General features: G+C 55.8%; 28 protein-coding genes and 1 riboswitch. Of the genes, 10 read left to right on the top strand and 18 right to left on the bottom strand.

Features of this window, described 5'->3' with window-relative positions:
* Positions 1-3: 3 nt before the first annotated feature.
* The 10 genes from E3E28_RS09985 to E3E28_RS09940 form a co-directional block, all read right to left on the bottom strand.
* Positions 4-621, bottom strand: a complete 618-nt coding sequence (locus E3E28_RS09985; RefSeq protein WP_167914959.1) for a hydrogenase — start codon at positions 619-621, stop codon at positions 4-6.
* Positions 618-1577, bottom strand: coding sequence for a respiratory chain complex I subunit 1 family protein (locus E3E28_RS09980; RefSeq protein WP_167914958.1), 960 nt, complete (start codon positions 1575-1577; stop codon positions 618-620). The genes E3E28_RS09985 and E3E28_RS09980 overlap by 4 nt, the downstream gene beginning before the upstream one ends.
* 20 nt (positions 1578-1597) lie before the next feature.
* A riboswitch (Fluoride riboswitch) is annotated at positions 1598-1661 on the bottom strand.
* 53 nt (positions 1662-1714) lie between these two features.
* A complete protein-coding gene (locus E3E28_RS09975; protein ID WP_240921670.1) occupies positions 1715-1963 on the bottom strand; it encodes a hypothetical protein in 249 nt (82 codons plus the stop codon).
* Positions 1947-2123 (bottom strand): hypothetical protein, encoded by a 177-nt coding sequence (locus E3E28_RS09970; protein WP_167914957.1) that lies wholly within the window; start codon positions 2121-2123, stop codon positions 1947-1949. Before E3E28_RS09970 ends, E3E28_RS09975 begins: the two co-directional genes overlap by 17 nt.
* Positions 2124-2159: 36 nt before the next feature.
* A complete protein-coding gene (locus E3E28_RS09965) occupies positions 2160-4826 on the bottom strand; it encodes a valine--tRNA ligase (RefSeq protein ID WP_167914956.1) in 2667 nt (888 codons plus the stop codon).
* Between the two features lie 4 nt (positions 4827-4830).
* A complete protein-coding gene (locus E3E28_RS09960) occupies positions 4831-5976 on the bottom strand; it encodes an MFS transporter (RefSeq protein WP_342764496.1) in 1146 nt (381 codons plus the stop codon).
* 113 nt (positions 5977-6089) lie between these two features.
* Complete coding sequence (locus E3E28_RS09955; protein ID WP_167914955.1) at positions 6090-6836, bottom strand: class I SAM-dependent methyltransferase; 747 nt, start codon at positions 6834-6836, stop codon at positions 6090-6092.
* A gap of 30 nt (positions 6837-6866) precedes the next feature.
* Complete coding sequence (locus tag E3E28_RS09950; RefSeq protein WP_167914954.1) at positions 6867-7835, bottom strand: aminotransferase class I/II-fold pyridoxal phosphate-dependent enzyme; 969 nt, start codon at positions 7833-7835, stop codon at positions 6867-6869.
* On the bottom strand, positions 7820-8704 hold the full coding sequence (gene cbiB, locus E3E28_RS09945) for an adenosylcobinamide-phosphate synthase CbiB (protein WP_167914953.1): 885 nt from the start codon (positions 8702-8704) through the stop codon (positions 7820-7822). Before cbiB ends, E3E28_RS09950 begins: the two co-directional genes overlap by 16 nt.
* Complete coding sequence (locus E3E28_RS09940) at positions 8692-9438, bottom strand: uracil-DNA glycosylase family protein (RefSeq protein ID WP_167914952.1); 747 nt, start codon at positions 9436-9438, stop codon at positions 8692-8694. Before E3E28_RS09940 ends, cbiB begins: the two co-directional genes overlap by 13 nt.
* Before the next feature lie 42 nt (positions 9439-9480).
* Between E3E28_RS09940 and E3E28_RS09935 the strand changes: the two genes are divergently transcribed.
* The 5 genes from E3E28_RS09935 to cobS are packed head-to-tail and all read left to right on the top strand — an operon-like array spanning position 9481 to position 11939.
* The gene (locus E3E28_RS09935) at positions 9481-10128 is read left to right on the top strand and encodes a diphthine--ammonia ligase (protein ID WP_167914951.1); all 648 of its coding nucleotides are present in this window, start codon (positions 9481-9483) and stop codon (positions 10126-10128) included.
* A 34-nt stretch (positions 10129-10162) separates the two neighbouring features.
* Entirely contained in the window at positions 10163-10396 is a 234-nt protein-coding gene (locus E3E28_RS09930) for a hypothetical protein (RefSeq protein ID WP_167914950.1), read from the top strand.
* Entirely contained in the window at positions 10397-10828 is a 432-nt protein-coding gene (locus E3E28_RS09925; protein ID WP_167914949.1) for a PIN domain-containing protein, read from the top strand.
* A complete protein-coding gene (cobZ, locus tag E3E28_RS09920) occupies positions 10825-11235 on the top strand; it encodes an alpha-ribazole phosphatase CobZ (protein WP_167914948.1) in 411 nt (136 codons plus the stop codon). The genes E3E28_RS09925 and cobZ overlap by 4 nt, the downstream gene beginning before the upstream one ends.
* A 2-nt stretch (positions 11236-11237) precedes the next feature.
* Positions 11238-11939, top strand: coding sequence for an adenosylcobinamide-GDP ribazoletransferase (gene cobS, locus E3E28_RS09915; RefSeq protein WP_167914947.1), 702 nt, complete (start codon positions 11238-11240; stop codon positions 11937-11939).
* On the opposite strand, the gene E3E28_RS09910 is transcribed toward cobS, so the two are convergent.
* A complete protein-coding gene (locus E3E28_RS09910; RefSeq protein WP_240921669.1) occupies positions 11924-12799 on the bottom strand; it encodes an MJ1477/TM1410 family putative glycoside hydrolase in 876 nt (291 codons plus the stop codon). The two genes, cobS and E3E28_RS09910, sit on opposite strands and share 16 nt — an antisense overlap.
* A 337-nt stretch (positions 12800-13136) precedes the next feature.
* Between E3E28_RS09910 and E3E28_RS09905 the strand changes: the two genes are divergently transcribed.
* Positions 13137-13676, top strand: coding sequence for an NTP transferase domain-containing protein (locus tag E3E28_RS09905; RefSeq protein ID WP_167914945.1), 540 nt, complete (start codon positions 13137-13139; stop codon positions 13674-13676).
* Positions 13673-13885 carry a hypothetical protein gene (locus tag E3E28_RS09900; RefSeq protein ID WP_167914944.1) on the top strand — a complete coding sequence of 71 codons (213 nt, stop codon included), beginning with the start codon at positions 13673-13675 and terminating at the stop codon, positions 13883-13885. The genes E3E28_RS09905 and E3E28_RS09900 overlap by 4 nt, the downstream gene beginning before the upstream one ends.
* Here the strand turns inward: E3E28_RS09900 and E3E28_RS09895 are convergent.
* Positions 13876-15333, bottom strand: coding sequence for a cobyric acid synthase (locus tag E3E28_RS09895; protein ID WP_167914943.1), 1458 nt, complete (start codon positions 15331-15333; stop codon positions 13876-13878). The two genes, E3E28_RS09900 and E3E28_RS09895, sit on opposite strands and share 10 nt — an antisense overlap.
* A gap of 54 nt (positions 15334-15387) precedes the next feature.
* On the opposite strand from E3E28_RS09895, the gene cobT reads away from it, so the two are divergent.
* Positions 15388-16389 (top strand): nicotinate mononucleotide-dependent phosphoribosyltransferase CobT, encoded by a 1002-nt coding sequence (gene cobT, locus E3E28_RS09890; protein WP_167915411.1) that lies wholly within the window; start codon positions 15388-15390, stop codon positions 16387-16389.
* Here the strand turns inward: cobT and E3E28_RS09885 are convergent.
* From E3E28_RS09885 to E3E28_RS09875, 3 genes are read right to left on the bottom strand one after another with little or no spacing between them, the layout of a single operon-like run.
* Entirely contained in the window at positions 16373-16837 is a 465-nt protein-coding gene (locus tag E3E28_RS09885) for a type II toxin-antitoxin system VapC family toxin (RefSeq protein WP_167914942.1), read from the bottom strand. The genes cobT and E3E28_RS09885 overlap by 17 nt on opposite strands.
* The gene (locus E3E28_RS09880; protein ID WP_167914941.1) at positions 16827-17033 is read right to left on the bottom strand and encodes a hypothetical protein; all 207 of its coding nucleotides are present in this window, start codon (positions 17031-17033) and stop codon (positions 16827-16829) included. The genes E3E28_RS09885 and E3E28_RS09880 overlap by 11 nt, the downstream gene beginning before the upstream one ends.
* A gap of 29 nt (positions 17034-17062) precedes the next feature.
* Positions 17063-17656, bottom strand: coding sequence for an adenosylcobinamide amidohydrolase (locus tag E3E28_RS09875; RefSeq protein ID WP_167914940.1), 594 nt, complete (start codon positions 17654-17656; stop codon positions 17063-17065).
* Positions 17657-17763: 107 nt separating this feature from the next.
* Between E3E28_RS09875 and E3E28_RS09870 the strand changes: the two genes are divergently transcribed.
* Positions 17764-18279, top strand: coding sequence for a molybdenum cofactor biosynthesis protein B (locus E3E28_RS09870; RefSeq protein WP_167914939.1), 516 nt, complete (start codon positions 17764-17766; stop codon positions 18277-18279).
* Position 18280: 1 nt separating this feature from the next.
* Positions 18281-19471 carry a gephyrin-like molybdotransferase Glp gene (gene glp, locus E3E28_RS09865; protein WP_167914938.1) on the top strand — a complete coding sequence of 397 codons (1191 nt, stop codon included), beginning with the start codon at positions 18281-18283 and terminating at the stop codon, positions 19469-19471.
* On the opposite strand, the gene E3E28_RS09860 is transcribed toward glp, so the two are convergent.
* From E3E28_RS09860 to E3E28_RS09850, 3 genes are all read right to left on the bottom strand, one after another.
* Positions 19468-19695, bottom strand: a complete 228-nt coding sequence (locus E3E28_RS09860; protein ID WP_167914937.1) for a hypothetical protein — start codon at positions 19693-19695, stop codon at positions 19468-19470. The genes glp and E3E28_RS09860 overlap by 4 nt on opposite strands.
* Before the next feature lie 356 nt (positions 19696-20051).
* Positions 20052-21146 carry a DUF835 domain-containing protein gene (locus tag E3E28_RS09855; RefSeq protein WP_167914936.1) on the bottom strand — a complete coding sequence of 365 codons (1095 nt, stop codon included), beginning with the start codon at positions 21144-21146 and terminating at the stop codon, positions 20052-20054.
* The gene (locus tag E3E28_RS09850) at positions 21133-22185 is read right to left on the bottom strand and encodes a hypothetical protein (RefSeq protein WP_167914935.1); all 1053 of its coding nucleotides are present in this window, start codon (positions 22183-22185) and stop codon (positions 21133-21135) included. The genes E3E28_RS09855 and E3E28_RS09850 overlap by 14 nt, the downstream gene beginning before the upstream one ends.
* Positions 22186-22241 lie beyond the last annotated feature (56 nt).

Raw genomic sequence — 22241 nt, 5'->3', positions numbered from 1 at the left:
CTATCACCCCACCAGCTCCTCGACTTCCAATGGCCCGTAGCGCTTCTCGGCACCCAAGACGACCGCGAGCAGGACGAAGGCTATCATGTCGAGCAGTATTCCGAACTCAAGGACCATGGGCATCGGCGATAGCATCACCGCAAGGTAGAGGAGCGCGTTCTCCTCGCTGAGGTAGCCGACTATCTGGGCCAGGGCGTTCCTCCTCGAGGCTATGATGAGCATGCTGAGGAAGAGCAGGACGAAGGCTATGACCCCGCTCCAGTCGTTTGTGGCTTTGTAGACCGGGATGTAGAGGAAGTAAGCCAGGACCGCCACGATGAGGCCGAGAACTATCGCGTGGTGCGTCGTCTTAATCTCCCTTCCGCGCCAGATTCTCTCCTTCCTGACGTCCCTCTGGAGGAGCCAGGGTATCAGGAGCGCCCTGAACGCTATCGTGATTCCGCCGAGGATTATGAGTTCGGGAATCCGCTTTTCCCAGCCGACTATTCCGATAATCAGGCCGATTAGGACGGACTGGAACGCAACCGCGTCAATCAGCGAGTGCATGTAGGACTCGGTGAGCATGAAGAAGGCCGTGAGGAGGACCACCGAGCCGAGCAGGTTGAGGATTTCGTTAATCACGGCGCACCACCCCCGAGGAGGAAGCTGATAACGCCCATTATCGCCAGGAGGAAGCTGGCTGACAGGTAGTCGATGATGCGGAAGAGCCTTATCTTCGCCAGGGTCTCCTCAACGACGACGAAGGCCAAGATGAGGCCGAGCATCTTGACGAAGAGCGTCGCGATTCCCTTGGCAATCTCAACCAAACTTGCGCTCGTCGCGAGGCCCCAGGGGACTGCGAAGACGTTGAGGAAAACCGCCATCAGGATGAAGGACTTCATGTAGCCCGCCCAGGTGTTGAGGGCGTAGAGCGGGCCGGTGTACTCAAGGCCCTTCGCCTGGTCGAGCATTCCGAGCTCGTTGCTCCCGTGGGACTCGATTGGGAGCTTTCCCGTATCGAAGAGCAGGAGCATGAAGAACGCGGCCGTGATGAGAATGTGCGTCGGACTGAGGTACCAGCCCTCAGCAGTTATCCTGTGGTTCATCAGGAAGGGGTTGTTGGTTCCCGTTAGTATGGCCACTCCAAAGAAGACCATTATGAGAACCGGCTCCGCGAAGGCCCCGAAGTTAACCGAACGGGTCGCCCCAATTCCGGTGTAGTAGCTTCCGGTCCTCTCGGTGGCTAAAATCGAGGCCATCGCCGCTAAACCGAATATGAAGGTCCCGCCGAAGAAGTCCACCGTCGGGGCGAACCAGCTCGGGAAGTTGCCGACTATCGGGAGCATCCAGGGCAACGTCAGCATTGCACCGAAGGCTATGAACGGCGCGATAACGAAGAACGGGCCGACTCCCTCTGGAATCAGCGTCTCCTTCCTGAAGAACTTCGCGAGGTCGTAGTAGGGCTGGAAGATGCTTATTCCCTTCCTCGACTCGATGCGCGCCTCTATCTTCTTGAGGATTCCGACCATGAGGGGTGAGAGCAGGAGCACAACTATAACCTGGACTAAACCGATGACTATCCTACCTTCCGGGTTCAAAGGCGTCACCTCCCACTGTGGAGAGAACAGGCGTCATCAGCCCCCACGGGGCGGTTAAGGGCGGACGCCATCGCCCGGAAATTTAACCCGGCGGTTTTATGGGAGCGGGTTTTTAAAGGTTTTGAGAACCCGGGAGTTCACTGATGGACTTCTTTGGGGTGATGCCCTTCTTTTCTCCCCGCCTTGAGGTACTTGTCCATGACTTTAACGGCCTCCTCGTCGCTCCACTTGCCCCCGAGCATCCTGTTCTCGGCTATGTAACCGGCCAGCTTGATGGCCAGCGTCAGGTTCTCGTTGAACAGTTCGTACATCTTGAAGTTCAGCGAGGCTTCCCGCTTTGAGAGCTCCAAGAGTTTCTCCCTCAGCTCCTCAGCGTCCATCTCCACCACCCTTAAGCCTCTCGTTCTCCCTTCGGAGTTCCTCGATGGCCCTCCGCAGAAGCTCGTTGTCCCGCTTCATCTCCTCATACCTGGCCTGCATAAACTCCAGAAGCTTTTCCATCTCTTCGATTCTGGCCTTAAGTTCCTCCTCGTTCAAGGCCCACACCGGGTAAGAATAGAAGGGGAGGCGTAAAAACCTAACTCAGAAGAACACTATAACCGCGTCCCCAACTACTGCCGTCTCGACCTCTTCGCCCTCGCTGAACACCGCCTTCCTGATGACGACGTCGTCCTTGCCCAGCTCGACCTTTTCTCCATCAACCTCAAACTCGACCTTTCCGTTCTCCTTGAGCGCCTTCGCTACCTCATCGGCGTGCTCCTTGAGGTAGGCGATAATCTTCGGCACGAGCTTTCCGTAGCGCGGACCGACGGTTCTGAAGTTGGGCTTTATCTCGGTTATGCGCTCCTCGAGCTCAGGCTCGCCTTTGATGACCTCGAGCCTCTCGATGTTCATCGTTCCGGCTATGTCCCTCTCGATGGCCTTGAGTTTCTCGTAGGAGTCTGTTGCGTAGATGGCCACGTGCTTGAGCTTAGCGTTCAAAGCTAAGCCGTGAGAGTTCTTGTAGCGCCTTATCGCGCCGACTATCTCGCGGGCGAGCTCGCCGAGCTTCTCGGCCTCTTCGTCAATTCTATCCTCCCTGAACTTCGGCCATTCGAGGAGGTGGACGCTTTTAGCGCCAACCCGCTCGCGGAAGAGGTTCTGGTAGAGCTCCTCGGTGATGTGCGGGACGAAGGGCGCCATCAGGAGCATCAGGTTGTAGAGGAGTTCGTAGAGCGCCGTCTTAGCCTTCAGTTTGCTCTCCTCGTCGTCGCCGTAGAGGCGGTACTTAATCATCTCGATGTAGTCGTCAGCGACCTCGTGCCAGACGAAGGTTATCAGCTCCCTCGTCAGAAGGTTGAAGCGGTAGCGCTCCATCTCCTCCGTGGCGAACTTGATGAGCCTGTGAAGCCTGCTGAGAATCCAGCGGTCGAGCGGTTCGAGCTCCTCGGGCGCTTTGGCCGGGTCAAAGTCCTCTAAGTGCCTCTCGGCGAAGCGGTAGATGTTCCAGACCTTCTGCAGGAAGCGGAAGTTGTAGTCAACGGTCTCCCACTTGAACGGGTGGTCCTCCCCGGGCGGGGCAAGGGCCGTCCAGAGTCTCAAAGCATCGGCGCCGTACTTCGGAATGACCTCATCAGGGGCAACAACGTTGCCGTAGCTCTTGCTCATCTTCCTGCCGTCGGGCCCGGCGACCATTCCGTTGATGAGGACGTCGCGCCAAGGCTTCTTTCCTGTAAGCATGTAGGTCCTGAATATCGTGTAGAATGCCCACGTCCTTATGATGTCGGTTCCCTGGGGCCTGAGCGCGGTCGGGAAGTTGTGCTCGAACCAGCGCTTTGCCTCCTCGTCGCCCTTAATCGCGTCGTGCCACCTGCTTATTATCAGCGGGGTTATGCTCGAGTCGACCCAGCAGTCGAGGACGTCTGTTACCGGCTTCGGCTCGCTTCCGTCGGAGCACTTCCTCGGGGGCTTGTCAAAGCGCGGGTCAACCGGGAGCTCATCCTCGTCGGGCAGTATTATCTCGCCGTTATCGCAGACCCAGAAGGGAATCGGCGTTCCAAAAACGCGTTGCCTGCTTATGACCCAGTCCCAGTCCATTGACTCTGCCCAGTCCTTAAGGCGGAGGAACATGTCCTCGGGATACCAGTTGATTTCCTTCGCAACCTTCACTATCTCGTCCGTGAAGTCCTTGACCTTTATGAACCACTGCTTCTTGGGCAACAGCTCAATAGGGGCCATACAGGAGCTTCTCTCGGTGTGCCTGAGAACGCGGTGCCTTATCCTCTCCTTTTTGTACAAGAGCCCCATCTTCTCGAGGTCTTCGGCAATCTTCTTCCTCGCTTCCTCGGTCTTAAGGCCTGCATAAGGCCCGGCGTTCTCGTTCATGGTTCCGTCCTCGTTGATGGCTATGATGACCGGCAGGTTGTAGCGCTTCTGCCAGACGACGTCCTGCTCGTCACCGTAGGTACAGTTGTAGACCGCTCCGGTTCCAAAGCTCGGGTCAACGTCCTCGTCAGCCAGAACCGGTACTTCCCTCTCGAATATCGGGAGTTTAACCTTCTTGCCGACCACATCTTTGTAGCGCTCGTCCTCGGGGTGGACGAAGACGGCAACACATGCCGGCATGAGCTCGGGCCTCGTGGTGGCTATCGGAACGTGACCTGAACCGTCAGCGAGCGGGAGCTTGATGTAGTAGAGGTAGCCTTCTTCCTCGACGTAGCCGACCTCGGCCTTGGCAAGGCTCGTCCTACAGCGCGGGCACCAATAAACAGGGTGTTCGGCCTGGTAAAGCAGACCCTTCTTGTAGAACTCGATGAGGGACTTCTGGACTGCCGCTTTATACCAGTCGTCCATCGTGTGGTATTCTAAATCCCAGTCAGCTGAATAGCCTATCCTGATGAACTGGTTGCGCATGGCCTCGATGGCCTGCCAGGTCCACTCAACGCACTTCTGGAGGAACTTCTCCGGCTGGTCCTTGCTGATTCCGAACTCCTTCTCGACCTTAAGCTCGGTAGGGAGTCCGTGGTTGTCAAAGCCCTGAGGGAAGAGCACGTTGTAGCCGGTCATTCTCTTATAGCGCGCGATGATGTCAATCCAGGTGTGGCTGAGCACGTGACCGAGGTGGAGCGTTCCGCTCGTGAACGGGGGCGGGGTGTCAATCGCGTAGCTCGGCCTCTTCTCGTCGAGCTCGTACTTGTAGATTTTCTCATCGAGCCAGAACTTCTGCCACTTGGGCTCAATCTCGTTCGGGTCGTAGTTCTTCGGGAGCATCTTATCACCTTCCACCGGGTTTTTCCGGGATGTTACACCCTTCGCCGGGGGCGCTTAAAAAGGTTAATCCCCAGATTGGCAGGGCCGAGAGGGCCCCGGTCAGGCCGGCCACGAGGTAGGCCGTGCCGAGCCCGAACTTTCCGGCGAGCAGGCCTATCGTGACGTTTGCAATCGCCGTGAACCCGCTTCCTAAGGTGCTCAGCGTCGAGCTAACCGTCGAGCGGACTTCCGAGGGAATTAAATCGTTCCTGAGGACTGCCATCAGCGGTCCCCTCGCCCCGAGGGTAACCTCTATCGCGAAGAGAAGGACCACACTCCCCCAGAGGCCGGGGACAAGGCCAAGGAGGGCAACCTCAACGCCGAGCAGGGCTGATGTCAGGGCGACTGTTTTCGGAGATGGTTCAAGCTTCCTCACCAGCAACGCGCCGAGGGAAGTGGAGAGCAACATCGTCGCGAAGAGCGGTCCGAGGGCCTCGTCCGGCAGTCCCTTAGCTTTCAGCAGGAGCATCCAGAACGTGAAGAACGCCCGTCCTGTAAAGCTTAATAGGAATGAAGAAAGGAGGAGCAGGTGCAGTCCCCTATTTTCAAGGACCACATGCAGGCCCCTGCGCAGTATTCCGGAGTATCCGAGTTCCGCCTTACCCCTGTTGTCTGGCAGAAGGATGACAGCCATAACGCCGGAGGCTATCGCGAGAAGCCCTGCGATGACCACGGGGGCGTTCGGAGCTAATCCCGCGAGTGCACCTCCGAAGAAGCCACCAGCAAACCTGGCCGGTCCGGAGAGGGCCTTCAGCCTGCTCAGGACGTCCTTTACCAGCTTCCTGTCTCCAAGGGCATCGTAGAGCCAGGGAACCATCGTTCCGCTGACGAGGGCGCTTCCAAGGCCGGAAAGGGACGCACCCGCGAGGACGCCCCAGAGCCCTCCCGAGAGGCCTATAATGACCAGTCCGAGGCCGAAGAGGGAGCTTCCGATTGCATAAACCCTGACCCTGCCGTGCCTGTCCGCGAGACCGCCGGTCGGGAAGTCCGTGAGGAGCTGGGCAAGCTCTGAAACGCTCTGAACCAGCCCAATCTCAGAAAAGCTCAGGCCAACCGACTTAAGCCAGAGGCTCAGGTAAGGCCCAAGAACCGCGGAGCTCAGCGAGCCCACTAAAGCCGTCGCCGTGTAGCGCCATTTCAGACCACGCTCCTGTCTTCCGGTGGACGATAGGCATCACCCGTGCACTGAAATGGGGAGGGGTTTAAAAGTTTTTGCATTGCCCCCTATTTCACTGCCACCAGCCAGTACCTTCTGTCGTTGGGCCTCAGCTCATGTCTGTCCCCATAGATTTTGACCCGCCTGAAGTGTCTTTCCGCCAAAAGCCTCATCTCCCTCGGCGTGTAGATGTTGAGTTCGTCGTCCACCATGAAGGCCCTAACGCTCCCGTCGGGCTTAACTATCTGAACGAGCCTCTTGAAGCGGAGCTTCTGGAAAGCCGGCTCCACCTCGCGCCAGTCGGTTATGACCAGCCTTTCTTCACCCTTTCGCTCGTCCCACACTATCGGGCCGTCCCTTCCGCCGTAGAACCAGCAGGGGAAATCAGCGATGAAAACTCCTCCTGGCTTTAAGGCCCGTTTTACAGAATCAAATAATTCTTGAATTGCAGAATCATCGAAATACATGATGGAGGAGAAGAACATGGTTACCGCGTCGAATTCCTCCTCAAAGTCGAGCTCGAGCGCGTTTCCTCGAATGAACTCGATGCTGAGCCCTGCCCTTTCGGCCTTTCTTCTCGCAACTGCCAGCATCTCCTCGTGGAGGTCGAGGCCCGTAACCTCGTAACCGCGCCTCGCGAGTTCGAGCGTTGGAATTCCTGTTCCGCAGGCCAGGTCGAGGATTTTCTTTACTCCCCTTTCGGCCTCTTTCCGGAACAGCTCCTCAACGAAGTCAATTTCCTCACCTATCCGCTTGGCTCTCCACCTGTAAATCGCGTCGTAGTACTCGGCCAGAACGGTGTAGAGCTCGTGCATAAGACCACCAAAGTGAAGTCGACTTCAATCTTAAAACCCTTCTCCCAGCTCCCTAAAGGCTTCAATAAGCCTGTCGTTCTCCTCAGGTTTCCTCACCGAAAAGCGCACGTATTCCGGCAGTCCGAAGCTCGCACAGCTCCTCACGAGGATTCCGCGCTTCTTCATGGCTTCAACGAACTCGTCAGCGTTCTCAACGCGCTTGATGAAGAAGTTTGCATCGCTTTTAACGTTTAAGGTTTTTTCAAGCCTCTCCTTTTCGCGCCAGATTAGGGGCATCGTCTTCCTGAGGTGCTCGAAGCCGTCTTTGACGAGAAACTCGAGGAAGGCAACTCCCGTCGAGCCTATGCTCCAGGGCATCCTAACGCTCCTGAACGCCTCTTCAAAACCCAAGACGTAGCCGACTCTTATTCCCGGTAAACCGTAGCTCTTGGTGAAGGTTCTGAGCTTCACGATGTTCTCACCCTCAGGACTCTCCGGCTTTTTCACGAAGTCTATGAAGGCCTCGTCGAGAACGAGGAGCGCCCCTCTGTCTTCTACCGCATCGAGAAGTGGCTTGAGCTCCCTAACGCGGTAGAACCTTCCGTCCGGGTTGTTGGGGTTGCAGAAGAAGACGACCGAGTCCCTCTCGACGAGCTCCGCTATTTTTTCCGGTTCGTTCGGGCCTTTGACGACTTTTGCTCCAAAAATTCTCGCTGTTCTCTCGTACTCGCCGTAGGTGTGGCGCGGAATAACAACTCTCCGCCCACGGAGCGCGAGGATTCCGAGTAAATAGAGCGCCTCAGTGATGCCGGCCGTTACGGTTAGAGGCTCACCGACGAGCTCTTCCAGCTCCTCCTCAAGCCTCTCGTAGTAGGGGTAGCGGTTGCTTATCTCCCTCGCGCGTTTGAATATCTCATCGAGCCACTCCGGGGGGTAAGGATTGAGCGACGCCGAGAAGTCGAGCAAGCCTTCCTTCCTCGCACCCCCGTGATAGGTTGAGAACCTCACCGGCTCAAGCATGGACACACCCCCGTTGCGAGGAGTAAAAGGACGATTCCGACCCATTCGGCAACGACGAACCAGTAAACCTTCAGGGCTCGTTTTATGTCTTCGTTTTTCGGCTCCCTGCCCGGGAAGCGGTAAACACCGGGCTTCTCAAGCCAGACCCCGAGGACGGCGCTCATAGCCGACATAGGCTTGTCGGAGTTTATCTTGAACCTTGCAAGGCGGTAGTGCCTGAGAACCTTCAAACCGCCGAGCGGGAGGTAGAGGAGAACGGTCAAGCGGGCGGGAATTAGGTTAAGAACGTCGTCCAGCCTCGCTGAGAACTTGCCGAAGAACTCGTAGCGCTCGCTCCGGTAGCCGAGCATGGCATCGAGCGTGTTCACCGCGCGGTAGAGCAGGGCTCCAGGGAGGCTAAAGAAGAGGAAGTAGAACAGCGGAGCGATTACGGAGTCGTTGAGGTTTTCAGCCAAGCTCTCTATCGAGGCGGAGTTGAGGTGAGCTTCATCGAGGTTTCTAACGTCCCTGCTCACTATCATCGAGACTGCCCTTCTCTTTGCTTCGATGTCCTCGGTTATCGTTCTCGCTATGTGCTCGTGGAGACTCCTTACCGCGAAGGAGCTTTTCAGGAGGTAAACTGCCAGAACGTAGTTCAGCGGGAAAGGAATGTATCGGGGAACGAGCGAGAGGGCTAAAGCGAAGGCAATGACGAGCAGGGCCGTTAAAGCTCCCGCGAGGAAATCCGTAAGGGGGTCTCTTCTTTTCCACTTTCCGTCGAGAAAGCCCGCTATCCTCCCGAACCAGACTACGGGGTGGAGCTTGGCCGGTGATTCCCCAAGGAGGAGGTCCCAGAGAAGCGCGAGGAGAAAAACGATTAGGGCGTCCATTCCCCAAAGGCCTCCCTGATTTTAGCGTACTCGGCGACCATCTCATCATTCGGCTCGCGGACTCCGCGACGCACGTACCAGGCCGGATGTCTCAGGTACTCCACCTCAAAGCCGAGCTCCTGTAAGGCCCTTTCGGCGGTTCTGCCGAGGGCGAAGACGGCTTCCGGCTCGAGGATTTCGAGTTCCCTCGCGAGGAGCTCGTAGGTGCCTTCCGGAACGCGGGACAGCCTGTTGTTCGGGGGGTTGCACTTCACGACGTTGGTTATGTAAACGAAGTCCGGATTGATGCCGAGGTGGAAGAGAACTTTCCTGAGTAAGCTCCCGGAGGCGTCGCGGTAGAAGCACACGCCGGTTTTTCCACAGCCCCGTCTTCCTGGCGCTTCGCCCACGAGGGCGACCCTGGAACCCGTCCAGCCGTTGGCGAAGGGCAGTCCCTCGAACTCCCCTATTTCAAGCTGGTAGTGCAGGTTCTCCCCGCCACAGAAGTACTCGGGGTCCGTCAGGAGGGAGCAGTAGAGGGCAGAAAGCTCTATCGCCCGGGCCTCGGAGGACTCATCGGTTACCAAAAACCTTTCCCGGGGGTTGTAAATCGTCCGGGCGTAGGTTCCGTAAGTTCTCTCGTCCAGATTCATGAAATCGCGCCAGGTTTTCAGTGAAAGTGGTTTGGTCAGAAGGTTTCGCGGATTAACGTAGACGTCGCCGACCCTCTGGAGTTCATCAATCCGAATCAGCATAATGGATAAAAGCTCCAAACCCTTTATAGGCTTGGTGGTTGAATGAAAGGAGTCGCCTTTTTCTCGGGTGGCAAGGACGGCCTCTACGCGGTTCACCTTGCTGAAAGAAACGGAATCGAGGTTCCCTACCTTCTCGCGCTCAAAACCACGATAGGACTCTCACCCCACTGGGAGAACTTCCCGGCCCTCAAAACGCTCGCCGACGCGATGGGGAAGGAACTGCTCACCTTCGATATGAGCAGAGGGAGCAGGGCTTTGGCGGAGTTCATAGCTTCGCTGGACGTTGACTACCTGATATCGGGCGACGTTCTCCTCGAAGACCACCTAAAGTGGATTGAGCGACTCGCGGAAGAGGCTGGAGTCAAGCCCCTTGAACCGCTATGGGGACGGGATACGAGGGAACTCGCCGGGGAAATCCTGAAAGCCGGCTTCGAGTACGCGATAATAGCCGTGAACAAGGAGAAGCTCGGCAAAGAGTGGCTCGGCTACACATTCCGCTCGGTCGAGGATTTGGAGTTCTTCCTCGAAAGGAACCCCGGCGTTGACCCGGTCGGCGAGTTCGCGGAGTTTCACACCGTTGTTTTAGCGTCTCCCCTCTTTGAGGAGCGCTTTGTCCCTGAAATCCTCTCGACCGAGGAGAGCGAGAGGTATCACTGGGTTAGGTTCGAGCTAAGAAATGAGAAAAGGTAAATAGGGGCAAGGCGAAAATAATGGAGGTGATAGGATGGGCGAGATAGTGCTCAGGATAACCGTTCCAGAGGGCTGGAGTGAGGAGATGAGAAAGGCCCTGGAGCGAAGGCTCATCGTGGACGTTACGAGAGAGCTCCAGAAGAGGGTTGAAGAGGCTAAGCAGTTTGAGGAAATCGTGAGGGGCATCAGGATAGAGGAGGAAGACGAGGCTAAGGCCCTTGAGGACGAGATTGCCAGGGAAATAGCCAAGCGCTACGGAGTGGTCTGAATGGAGGTCGTGCTGGACTACAACGTCGTTTTTTCGGCCCTTTACAACAGAGGCGTTGCCTACAAACTTTTCATGCTGAACCACGTGACGAGAGATATTGAATTCTTGGTTCCGGACTACTTCTGGGAGGAGGTCGAACGAAAGAAGGACCGCCTCGCCAAATTAACTCGCCTAACGGAGGAGGACTTCGAATTCGTTCTCAGAATTATCAAGTCCCAGACGATAACGATGCCGGAGCACATCGTCAAGGCTGGCATAGAGGAAGCCCTCTCCCTGTCTCCCGACCCAAAAGACGTCCCTTACGTTGCCCTTGCGCTCGCTCTTAATCTTCCACTTGTTACGGGTGATTTAAAGCTGAAAAACGCCATTAAAGATAGAATTGTCATCTATTCCCCGTCGGAGCTGTTAAAACTCATGGGTGGCTCTGTATGATCCCCGAAGAACTTCTCTTTGAGCTTGAATCCAAAGGAGTAACCCTCGAAAAGATGCTCGACACCGCATTAGAGCTGTACATCGGCGACGAGCGCGAGAGGGTTCGAGAAAGGCTGAGGGGGCTGATGCTGAGGTATCTGGGCGATATCAACGTCCAGGCACTGCTCCTCTCGGCGCTTCTCCTCGAGGAGAACTTCAAGGTTGAGGGCGACCCCGTGAACCTCGTGGCCGACGAGCTCATCGGCATGAACATCGCCGAGCTCATAGGCGGAAAGATGGCGCTGTTTAACTTCTTCTACTACGACACCAGGAAGCCCGGCATCCTTGCTGAGCTTCCGCCGTTCCTCGACGACGCGATAGGTGGCTTTATAGCGGGCTGTATGACGAGGCTGTTTGAGGAGGTGTAGCGGTGCGGAATCTTTTACCCTTCTTCACGCGGATTCCGGTCAAAGGCGACTTCGAGCGGGTTAGGAAGGAGCTCTGGGCTCTCCCCCTGCTCGCGCCGGTAACTTCGGCCCTGGCGACGCTCGTCCTTTATCTGAAACTCCCACTGAGCAACATCCTCTCTGTCCTCGCGCTCTACCTCACGATAGGCCTCCTACACCTCGACGGCCTGGCAGACTGGGCCGACGGGGTTATGGTCAAGGGCGACCGTGAGAGGAAGATTAAGGCCATGAAGGACCTCAACACGGGCATAGCAGGGGTTTTTGCCGTCGTCATGGCCCTCCTCCTGCAGGTTTACTCCCTCCCACTCCTCCCGTTCTATGCGCTCTACCTGGCCGAGCTGAACTCAAAGTTCGCCATGCTTCTCGCTCTGGCAACAAAGAAGCCCCTGGGTCAGGGACTTGGGGCGTACTTCATGGAGGGCATAAATGGAAGGCAACTGGCCATCGGAATGTCCCTCTACCTCCTCCTGCTCCTGCTGGTAGCTTACCTCGAACCGCGCTCGCTCGTGTCTCTCTTCGGCCTCCTTGCGGGAGCGTACGTCATTCACCTCTCGCTAAGGAACTTTGGAGGGCTCAATGGAGACTGCATAGGCGCGGTAGCCGAGATAACGAGAGCCGGGGCGCTCCTGGGAATGGCGGTGGTTTGGATTTACTTCGGGGGTTGAATCCCAGGAATCACGTCGAGCCGGTCCAGTTCCCTGTCCTCAAAGGTTGCGTATGGAATAAACCCCGCCTTTCTGGCCTTCTCTATGAAGTCGAGTATTCTGGCGAGGTTTTCTTCACTTCTCGTCCCGTCATCGACGTAATCAACCACGAAGACGGGCTTTCCGGCGCTGACAACCCTCTCAAGGAGGGGAACCTTTTCGGCCGTCCAGGGACTCGGCTCAAGGCCGTCGTAGAAGACGTCCTCGCTTGCCCAGCCTGAAACGGTGGCGAGAAGCGTCCCGTTGTCGTATTCAAGCAGATACTCACCGTTCTGAGGGATTATTATGAAATCCCGCCCGGCTTTGGAGCGCGTGTAGTTGGCGATTTCGAGGATGAACTCAATCATCTGCCCTGCCGTCCAGCTCTCATTGTACCCCTGCTCAGCCCAGAACCAGTATTCATCGACCTTGTCGAGATAAATCCCGGCAAAGCCCTGGGCGATGATTCTGTCCAGGTAGCGAAAGACGATTTCCTTCCATTCCTCGTCCCAGTACCTGACGGCGTAGTTGCCCTCCCAGTCTGGGTTCTCCGGACCGAGCCACGCCGGCGGGTTCTCCTTCCAGCTCTCGTTCCAGTAAAAGCGGTAGTCCTCGGCCTCTCCGATGCTGATGTAGGCAATCGGAATCACGCCGGCCCGTTTAATCTTCTCTATCTCTCCCCTCGTGTAAGCGGTCTCGTCGCTCCCATCCCGGGAGTAATCCATCACGACCAAATCGAAACCGCTCTCGGCTATAACCTCTGGACTCGCGTTCTGAAGCCAGTAGGCCCAGCTCCTCACGGAGGAAAGCGAGAGGTTTTCGGAAGTACCTGGGAGGTTCATAAACCCCAAACTCGAATTGGATGTCTCGTTCCGGGTTTTGCCCCATGAACTGCCCGGAGATGAAGTGTTCGCACTGATATTTGGGCTTGAGGAAGTTGGGGTGGAATTTTCAGCCCGCCCGGTTCCGGGAACCGCTGAAGTGCTCTCCAAGGTAGTTGTCGTGGAATGCTCATCTGGTGTAATATTTTGAGTTATGGTATGGGCAGTGGAGTGAGGTTGAGTATCGCTTCCGGGGGAAATGCAGGCGGAGATGAACACGAGCAGGACAACGACGGCTATGTAGCGCATATCTCACCTTGGGCGCAAGGTCTTTTAACGCTTGTCCGAATGTTGAGATATGATAATCATCATGGCCGGCGGGCGTTCGAGCAGGATGGGGCGGGAAAAGCCAGTTCTGAAGGTCGGCGGAGTGCCGATGCTACTCCGCGTTTATAGCGAGGCCGAAAAAGTGGGTGAGACAGTTGTTGCCCTCTCAAAAAATACGCCGAAGACTAGGGAGCTGTGCCTCCGCGAGAGAATTCCCTTCGTCGAGACGCCCGGAAACGGCTACGTGGATGACGTTAAGTGGCTCCTCCGCGAGTTCGGGCCATTTATCAGCGTCTCTGCGGATTTGCCCTTCGTTAAGGCGGGCGATATAGCAGGGATTTCGGAGGCCTTTGACGGAAAAACGAGCCTGACGGGAGTTCTACCGCTAAAGCTGGTTCCAAAGGATTTGAAGCCCGTTGTTTATAGAGGCTACGCGATAGTTGGCCTTAACGCCGTCGGAACCGATGGCGAGAGGTTCTTCGAGCTGAGAAACCCGTTGCTCGCTTTGAACGTCAACACGCCGGAAGAGTTAAAGCTCGCTGAGAGAATAGCGAGGCTGGTGGGAAGATGAGGGGGAGCGAGGTTAAGGGAGCGGTGGCATTCGTCATCTTTCTGGCGCTCGCCGTGCTGTTCCTTCTCGGCTTCCTGCTCTTCGCGGTGGTTTTAATCGCTGTAGGCCTGCTGGTCTTCTTCGGGTTCTACGCATACATCCGCCTGAAGCTCTGGTGGGCGAGGAGACACCCGCCGAAGGAACTTGAGGAGCCGGAGGATTATTTTTGAAGTCCAAGCTCCCCTAAAATTCTCTCGACGTCAAGGTTCTTCTCAACAATTCCCGCGAACCTCTCTATTTCCCCCTCAATGCTCCAGCGCTCAACAGAGACAGGCTCAAGGCCCTTCTCAGCCCGCAGGAAGTTGAGGAAGCGCTCCGTGAAGGCGAAGTTGTGGAATATTCCGTGCAGGTAAGTCCCGAAGGCCCTCTCGCCTATCGCTCCCTCAGGCTCGAAGGCTCTGGCGCCGTTGATTGTCCTAATCACCGAGAACGGCCTCTCCGAGACGCTCCTTCCAAAGCGTATCTCGTAGCCCTCGACGGCCATTCCTTTAGCAGGTTCCCAGAGAACCTCGGCACTCAGGTGGTTCGTTCTCTTGGTTTTCTCGAAGACGGTTTTAGCCGGAAGGAGGCCGATTCCCCTAACGGTTCCACGCTTGGACTCGACGGTGTCGATAATCTTCTCCCCGAGCATCTGGAAGCCTCCGCAGATTCCGACTACAAAGGAACCCTCGCGGTGGGCCTCGATTATCGCATCCTCAAAGCCCTCCCTCCTCAGCCAGAGCAAATCCTCGACCGTGTTCTTGCTTCCGGGGACTATTATCACGTCTCCCTTGAGTTCCTCCGGCTTCGTCACGTAATCTATTCCGTTCGCCCAGTGGAGTGGTTCAAAGTCCGTGAAGTTGCTCATGTGGGGGAGCTTGATTATCTGTATGTGAAGCTCGCCCTTCGCCCTGGGAAAATCTGTCAAGGAGTCCTCCTCGGGAAGGCGGTGCTCGATATAGGGAATAACGCCGAGGGTCGGCTTCCCGTAGCGTTTTTCGAGGTACTCAAAGCCCGGCTTTAGGAGGGAAGCGTCCCCGCGGAATTTGTTAAAGACAAAGCCGATTATTGCGTCTCTTTCCTCAGGTTTCAGAAGCTCCATCGTGCCAACTATTGAGGCGAAGCTCCCTCCCCTGTCTATATCGGTGACGAGGATTCCCTTCGCCTTTGCGTGGAGCATGACACGCGTGTTGGCTATGTCGTAGTCCCTGAGGTTAATCTCGACCGGACTGCCTGCCCCCTCAATGATGACCAGGTCGTGGTTCTCCTTCAGCTCGTCCAGAACGGCCATCGCCTTCCTGAAGAGTTCTTCCTTCCGCGAGAGCATGTATTCGCGGGCGGAAACGCTCCCAATCGGCTTCCCCATGAAGACGACCTGACTCCTCATATTTCCTTCTGGCTTGAGCAGAATCGGGTTGAACCTCACGCTGGGTTTCTTTCGGCACGCTATCGCCTGTAAATACTGCGCCCTGCTTATCTCACCGCCCTCGATGCTCGGGGCCGAGTTCAGGCTCATGTTCTGGCTCTTGAAGGGCACCACGTCGTAGCCGAGGTTCGAGAAAATCCTGCACAATGCCGTAACGAGGAGCGACTTGCCCGCTCCGGAAGACGTTCCGAGGACCATTAGCGCTTTTCCCATCTTCAACCCCAAAGCCTATAAGCGGGACTGGATAAAAACTCCACGGTGGTTGGAATGGAGAGCCTCTTCCTTCTCGTCCTGGGCAACACCGAGATAAGCACCGTGCCGGGAATAAGCGTTGCCGGAGCGACGCCGGAGCTGACGAAGCTGACGCCGGTGGCCGACGCTGAGTACCTCTTCCATGAGAAGCCCCTGACGATTGACGTGATTCCCGTAACGCCCGAAGGCCATCCGACGCCGGCCATAATCACCAAAGCGGCAAAGGAGCTCGCGGACTTCCCTGTCCTCGTCGTCAGAGGTGGGACTTATCTTGCTCCTCTCGTCCCGCACGTCCACATCAGCGACGCCGTCGGGCGGGACTTCAGAAAGGAGCCGGCACTTCCGGAATTCGGCGATATAATCAAGCGCGCCAAGCTCTTCGGCGAGGAGCTGAACAAGACGCCGGTGAAGGAACTCGTAATCGGCGAGTCAACGCCCGGCGGAACCACAACGGCTCAGGCCGTCCTCTGGGCACTCGGCTACGAAGCGAGAACCAGCTCTGCCTCACCGGACAATCCCCAGAGCCTCAAGGAGAAGGTCATCGCCGAGGCGTTCGAAAGGGCGGGAATTGAGAAGGGCCAGCTGAGGGACAACCCCCTCGAAGCCCTCAGACAGTTTGGAGACCCGATGATGGCTACCGTAATCGGCATCGCGCTCGGCTTTAGGAAGGATATCGTTTTAGCGGGCGGAACGCAGATGCTGGCCGTTTCAGCGCTTCTCAAGGCCCTCGGCGAGGATTTGAGCAGGTTCATGATTGCCACAACCAAGTGGGTCGCCAACGACAAGAGCGCGACCTTCCTCGAGACCGCGAAGGAAATCGGAATAGTGACTTATTCGGCCGATTTGGACTTCTCGAAGAGCGAGTTCAAGGGACTGAGGGACTACGAAAAGGGCTATGTCAAGGAGGGGGTTGGAGCCGGAGGCGCAACGTGGCTGGCGATAAAGGCCGGCTTCTCACCGGAAGAAGTTAGTACGAAGGTCGAGGAGCTCTACGGAAGGCTCATGGAGATGAAGTGAGTTCTCGCAGGAGTTCGGCTTTTATCCCTGCTCTTACGGCTTTCTCATACATCTTTTTGTCGTCGGTTATCAGTTTGGCGTTTGCCTTCTTTGCACAGGCGAGGAAAAGAACGTCAAAACCGCTCGCCTTTGTGGCAATCCCAAGGTCAATGGCGGTTTCAAGGAGATAAACGTCCGAGTATAGAAGAGAATGTTCGGTAATAAAACTAACCGCAAGCCTGGAAAGGGCAGGATTGTTAGAAAGGCGTGAGACAACGGAAGCAGTTTCTACAAGCATAACAACTGGCTCGTGCAACAGTACTTTACCGATAGTTACTTCATCGAGGATTGACTTTGCTTTTTTGTGAAGTTCAAGTCGAGAGTAGTAAACCTCGTCCCTTTTCTTGCGTTTTGGTGGAACAAAGCCCTTCACGAATACACTGGTGTCAAGAACGAGGTCAGTAGTCATAGTCCTTCTCCCTCATCTTTCGTATCATCTCGGTTATGTCCTCCACGTCTTCTGTGTACTCCGTTTCCTCCTCAGCGAGTCGAATTAAGTCCTCAAGGGTTACCTGGCCCTTTCGAATTTCCTTTAACCGTATTTTCAACAGAAGGTTCTGTGCATCGAGGAACAGCCTCTCGACCTGCCTCTCAACGTCCTCCATTCTCTCACCGGCATTAATAGGAAGCGGAACTATTTAACGCTTCTCGTCCTCTCCCACTTTCTTACGCTCTCCTCAAGCGCCTCCCTGACCGCCCTGCCGATATTGAGGCCGAGCTTCGTCGCCGTTCCAGCCCACTCCGTTTCGCCTTCGAAGGCAAAAACCCCGATGCCGTCGCTCGTCGTCCCGGTGGCTCTGTATCCGAGACTCAGGAGGGTGTAGGTTTTTGCCTCCGTTGCAGTCATTATCGCGTTCGCCATCGCGCCGACGGTTAAGCCATCATCGATGACGAGGGCGATGTTTATCGTCCCCGGCTCCCAGGAAGGCGGTTCCTCACCGGCTATCGCAGGGTTTGTGATTCCCGCGGTAACGTAGGCTGTAACGTTCCCGCTCCTCGAAACCGAGAGCACCTTGCCGATGTCCGCGGCCGTCATAAAACCGACGAAGTTTTTCAATCCGTTTTCGCGCTCAAATGAGAAGCAGTCGGCTTTGTAGTCGCCGGAGTAGTTCTTGGGAACCTTCATGAAAAAGAAGCCGTTTGCCCGGGTTAGACCTCCTCTGTGGGGCGCGTTGCTGAGGGAGAGCATCGGCCTATCGAAGGGCAGGATGAAGTGGTTGGGCGCCATGATACGCCCTCGACCTTGGGGGATATAACCCTTCCTTTGGTGAGGTTAAACGCTTCCGTTTGCTGAAAGGTTATTAAGGCCGGGAAATATTTTACCCCGGTGGTAATATGGGCGTTGAGGAGCACAAGAGAAAGGCACCCAAGAAGTTTCGATTTGCGGTCATAACGGTGAGCGATACCGCGAGCAGGGGCGAGAAGGAAGATGCCAGCGGAAAGTTCCTCATCGAGGAGCTGGAGAAGGCCGGACACGAGCGGGTTCTCTACAAGGTCGTGCCAGATGAGAAGATGGCGATAATAGGTGCCATCGTTGAAGCCTTCGAGAAGGGAGCAGAAGTCGTCGTTACCTCCGGCGGGACCGGAATAGCGAGCAGGGACGTGACGATAGAGAGCCTGAGACCACTTTTTGATAAGGAGCTTACCGGCTTCGGTGAGATTTTCAGGCTGATGAGCTACGAGGAAATCGGCACGGCGGCGATAATGACGAGGGCAACCGCCGGCGTTATCAGGAGCTCGGGAAGGGCGATGGCTGTCTTCTGCCTCCCGGGAAGCCTTGGAGCCGCGAAGACGGGGATAAAGATTATCCTCAAGGAGGCCGGCCACGTCCTCAAGCACGGGAGGGAATGACATGAGGGAGTTCAAGCGCCTCACTCCCTACAGGGAGGCACTGAAGTTACTCCTCGACGACCTGAGTGAGATTGAGGAAACCGAGGAAGTTCCGCTGGAAGAAGCCCTCGGCAGAGTTTTAGCTGAGGACGTCGTTTCGCTGATAGACAGCCCGCCCTTCGACCGTTCGGCGGTTGACGGCTACGCTTTGAGGGCTGAGGACACCTTCCCCGCGAGGGAATACAGCCCGGTGGAGCTGAAGGTCGTTGATGAAATTGTCGCTGGAGAGGAGAGCAGGACGAAGGTAGAGCCCGGAACTGCGGTAAAGCTTATGACGGGCTCGAAGATGCCTGAGGGAGCGAACGCGGTTCTGATGCAGGAGATGGCCGAGCGCGAGGGGGACGTGATAAGGGTTCTCAGACCAGTCGCTCCGGGTCAGAACGTTGCCTTCGCTGGCGAGGACGTGAAAAAGGGAGAGGTAATTTTGAGAAAGGGGCAGGTGCTCAGGCCTCAAGACTTGGCACTCCTCAAGAGCGTGGGTTTCAGGACGGTTAAGGTCAAGAGGAAGCCCAGGGTTGGGATAATCGTAACCGGCGACGAGCTTATTGAGGAGTTCGACGAGGAGGCGTTGAAAGCAGGCAAAATCCTTGAGAGCAACTCCGTCATGCTGAAGGGCCTTGTGAGGCAATATTTCGGCGAGCCGGTCTTTTACAGCGTCGTCCCCGACAACGAAGACGCGATAAGGAATGCAATCGAGAGGGCGAAGGCCGAGAACGACCTCATCCTCGTTACAGGTGGTTCGGCCTTTGGAGACAGAGACTTCGCCCACAGGTTCGTTAAGTTGCTCTTCCACGGGACGACGATAAAACCCGGGAGACCGATAGGCTACGGCGAGAGGGTATTCATAATGAGCGGTTATCCCGTGGCTGTCTTCACACAGTTCCACCTCTACGTCAAGCACGCCCTGGCGAAGCTCGTCGGGGCCAGGAACTACGAGGTTCGCGTTAAGGCGACGCTGACAGACAGGATTCCCAGCCAGCTCGGAAGGCACGAGTTCGTCAAGGTCTGGTACGAGGACGGGAAGGCGAAACCCATCAAAAAGAAGGGAAGCGGGATAATAAGCTCGCTCGTGGAGAGCAACGGTTACGTGGAAATCCCCGAGGACAGTGAGGGATACCTTGAGGGAGAAGAGGTCTGGGTGACCCTATACTAAAAGTCTCTAATCAACGCCCCACTGTCGGGCACCTTTATAATTTCTCTAATGTCTTCTGGAAGTTCTTCAATGATTTCCAATTCCTTTTGGGTAATGTCCTGAATTATCTCCATAGCCTCGCGCTTTCTCTGTTCCAAAATGTCATATACTGGATTATCCCTAAGCCAAGGTATAATTTCTTTAACATTATGCTCGGGAGGTTTCATAAGACCACTCTCAGTCATGGCATTATTCATTATGCAGTTCAGGTTAATAACTCTTTCTGTTATTCGGTTGACACGAGGAGCAGATGTAACCATTGGGAATGTTCTATTGACGGGAGGTCAAGAAAGGGTATGTCGCCCGCCCGTAACGCCCGCCCTCATCGAAGGCAACGCCACACTCAGGCGGGTTAACCCAGGCGGGCGAGAACTGTGCCCGGCCTGGGTTTCCCGCGGTCATCGTGCTCCGGGACGCGGAAGGCCCTCCCGCGGGGACCTCGCTGAGGCCGGGCTGTAGCCCCCGCATCGCCCCCCGGTTCATTCTCCCCGGGGTCCTCGCGCGGGGGCGTTGTTAGGTAGGGGACGCGGTTTATAAACCCTCACTCAAGGAGTTTTCTGAGCTGGTTGAAAAGACGTTCTTCAACGCTGTTTCTGTCTATCACAATGATTAACGTGCCTCCTTTTACCATAACCAGGTCCCTTAGCTTGGAGAGAAACTTCATGAGCGATTCCCACGAATTGTACATGCTGAGGTACTCAACGCAATCGAGAACGACGACACCAGGAATCCCCATTCTTGAAGCTTCCTCAAGGTACTGGAACGTTATCTCCGTCATCTTCGCGAGTTCTGTGGGGTTAAGGGTTCCCGAGATATGTTCTTTCCTAAACGGAACCGCAGTTACGAAATACGTTCTCCAACCTTCCCTGGAGTGCTTTAAATCCCTGAGAAACGCCAGTACAGGAGCATTTTCAAGCTTTGGAAGCAGACTCTCGAACTCATTGGGCTGAAGAATAATCGTCCCACTGTGTATCTCCGGAACCTTAACATCGGCCCTTCCCTCAAGAAATTCCCTTGTTGAGGTCAGACGGTACATGGAGTATGCCATCATAACCGTTAGGGCAGTTGAGAGGGTAAATCCTATGGGAAGGTACCACTCGTAGAGGCCGAACAATGCCGCGGGGATTAAGTGGAGTCCGAATAGGATGACGCTGAGGTAGAGAATCTTTGCGGGTTTCTTGTAAATGGCCTCAATGGGCTTCAACAGAACACCACTCGCGAAGACAAAGGCACCACTCACTCCCAGGGAAACTCCCGCAGTTAGGGCCCAGTCTGCGTTTCCAGTGAAGCGATAGACGAGAACGACGTACCCATAGAACACCGGGGCCATTATGCCCATCCGCTTGAGGGTCGAGTGTGAGAGCTGGATTGATTCCTCTTCAAGGAGCCGTATAGACCCTACGAACACGAACATGGCGAAAATCGTAAGTGATAGCTCGGCTATCGTCTTGAGAACGGGGTTCTTTGAGGCGGAGAACGCCACCATGAGGAAATCCGCGAGCCAGGCAACGGCAAAAAAGAGTGCAGACCTGCGCCTGCGCTTGAGGTACACCCGCATTATCAGGGCAAAGGCCGTGAGGTCAGCTATCATGACGAGAAGCCCGCTGACGATGGGCATCACGTCATTTAGTCCCATGGACAACCCTCCTCGGGTCGGCGAAGCCGTCCCATCTGAACGGTCCGGCCGGCGGAGCCCGGATGGCGGTCTCATCTTCAACCTTCACGACGAGCACCTCCGGTCTGGCTATAATCACGGCCAGCAAACCCCGTTCACCGTAGTCCACCACGCGGTATCCATCCTCGGTTTTTTTGACCGGAAGAACCAGCGTGAATGGCCAGTTGGGATAGTAGGCTATTTCCCGTTTCCCAGGAATACCTACGAGGTCGCCGAAGAGGTAGTAGCCGTAGAGCGGGACTGCCCGGGCGTTTGGGAACTTCTCCTCAACGTCCTTGAGAAAGGTGACGTCAGTCCCAACGCCACTCAGGATAACGGCCTCTATGTCCTCAGACGCGCTCTCGAAGAGTCCGATTAGAGGTGGAGCTGTTCTCGCCAGGTTTATCCTGTCCCTCTTAAGCACGCGCTCTGTGTAGCGAACGAGCGGGTTGAGAATCCTCAGGACTTCCTCAACCCCTTTCTCCTCCAGAACCTTTTTCAGCCCGTCGGTTTCCATTCCTATGAAATACAGGTAGCCACCGTAGTTCCACACGAGCTCGCTTATCTCGTCCTGATACCAGCCGTAGGGACCGTGTGCAAGGGCACGCATCTTGCCCGAGGGAAACGTTTCATTCAGGCCGTAAAGTTCGTCGAGGGCGGATTTAAGGTACGAAACCAGGTACTTAACGTATTCCCTGTCCCAGTGTCCGATGGCCCTCTCGCGCGTCGTTCCCGAGGACTGGTAAAAGCGAACCTTGCCTCTGTAGTCCTCGGGCAGGAAATCGAGCCAGTTGGCGCGCAGGTAGTCCTCGTTGACAAGAAAGCCCCTGTTGAGCAGGTTCTCGACGGTCTCCACCACCGTGTTCCCGAGCAACTCCTCAGCCCTGAGGGAAAACCTCCTCCAGTACGGGGATTTCTCAAGATGAAATTCAATGACCCTTTCGAGGTGGCTCAGAACGTCAGTTTCCTCGACTTTAAGGGGCTCTTCGATTAAATCCTTGGGGACATCATCGTACGTCATGGCATATTATTGTTCAAAGGAAGATATAAGCCTTTCTTAAATACCCTTCTGAATGT

This window comes from Thermococcus sp. 21S9 (genome assembly GCF_012027635.1).
Lineage (GTDB): Archaea > Methanobacteriota_B > Thermococci > Thermococcales > Thermococcaceae > Thermococcus.
Note: the sequence above shows the minus strand (reverse complement) of the source record. Positions and strands in the feature narration are given on the sequence as shown.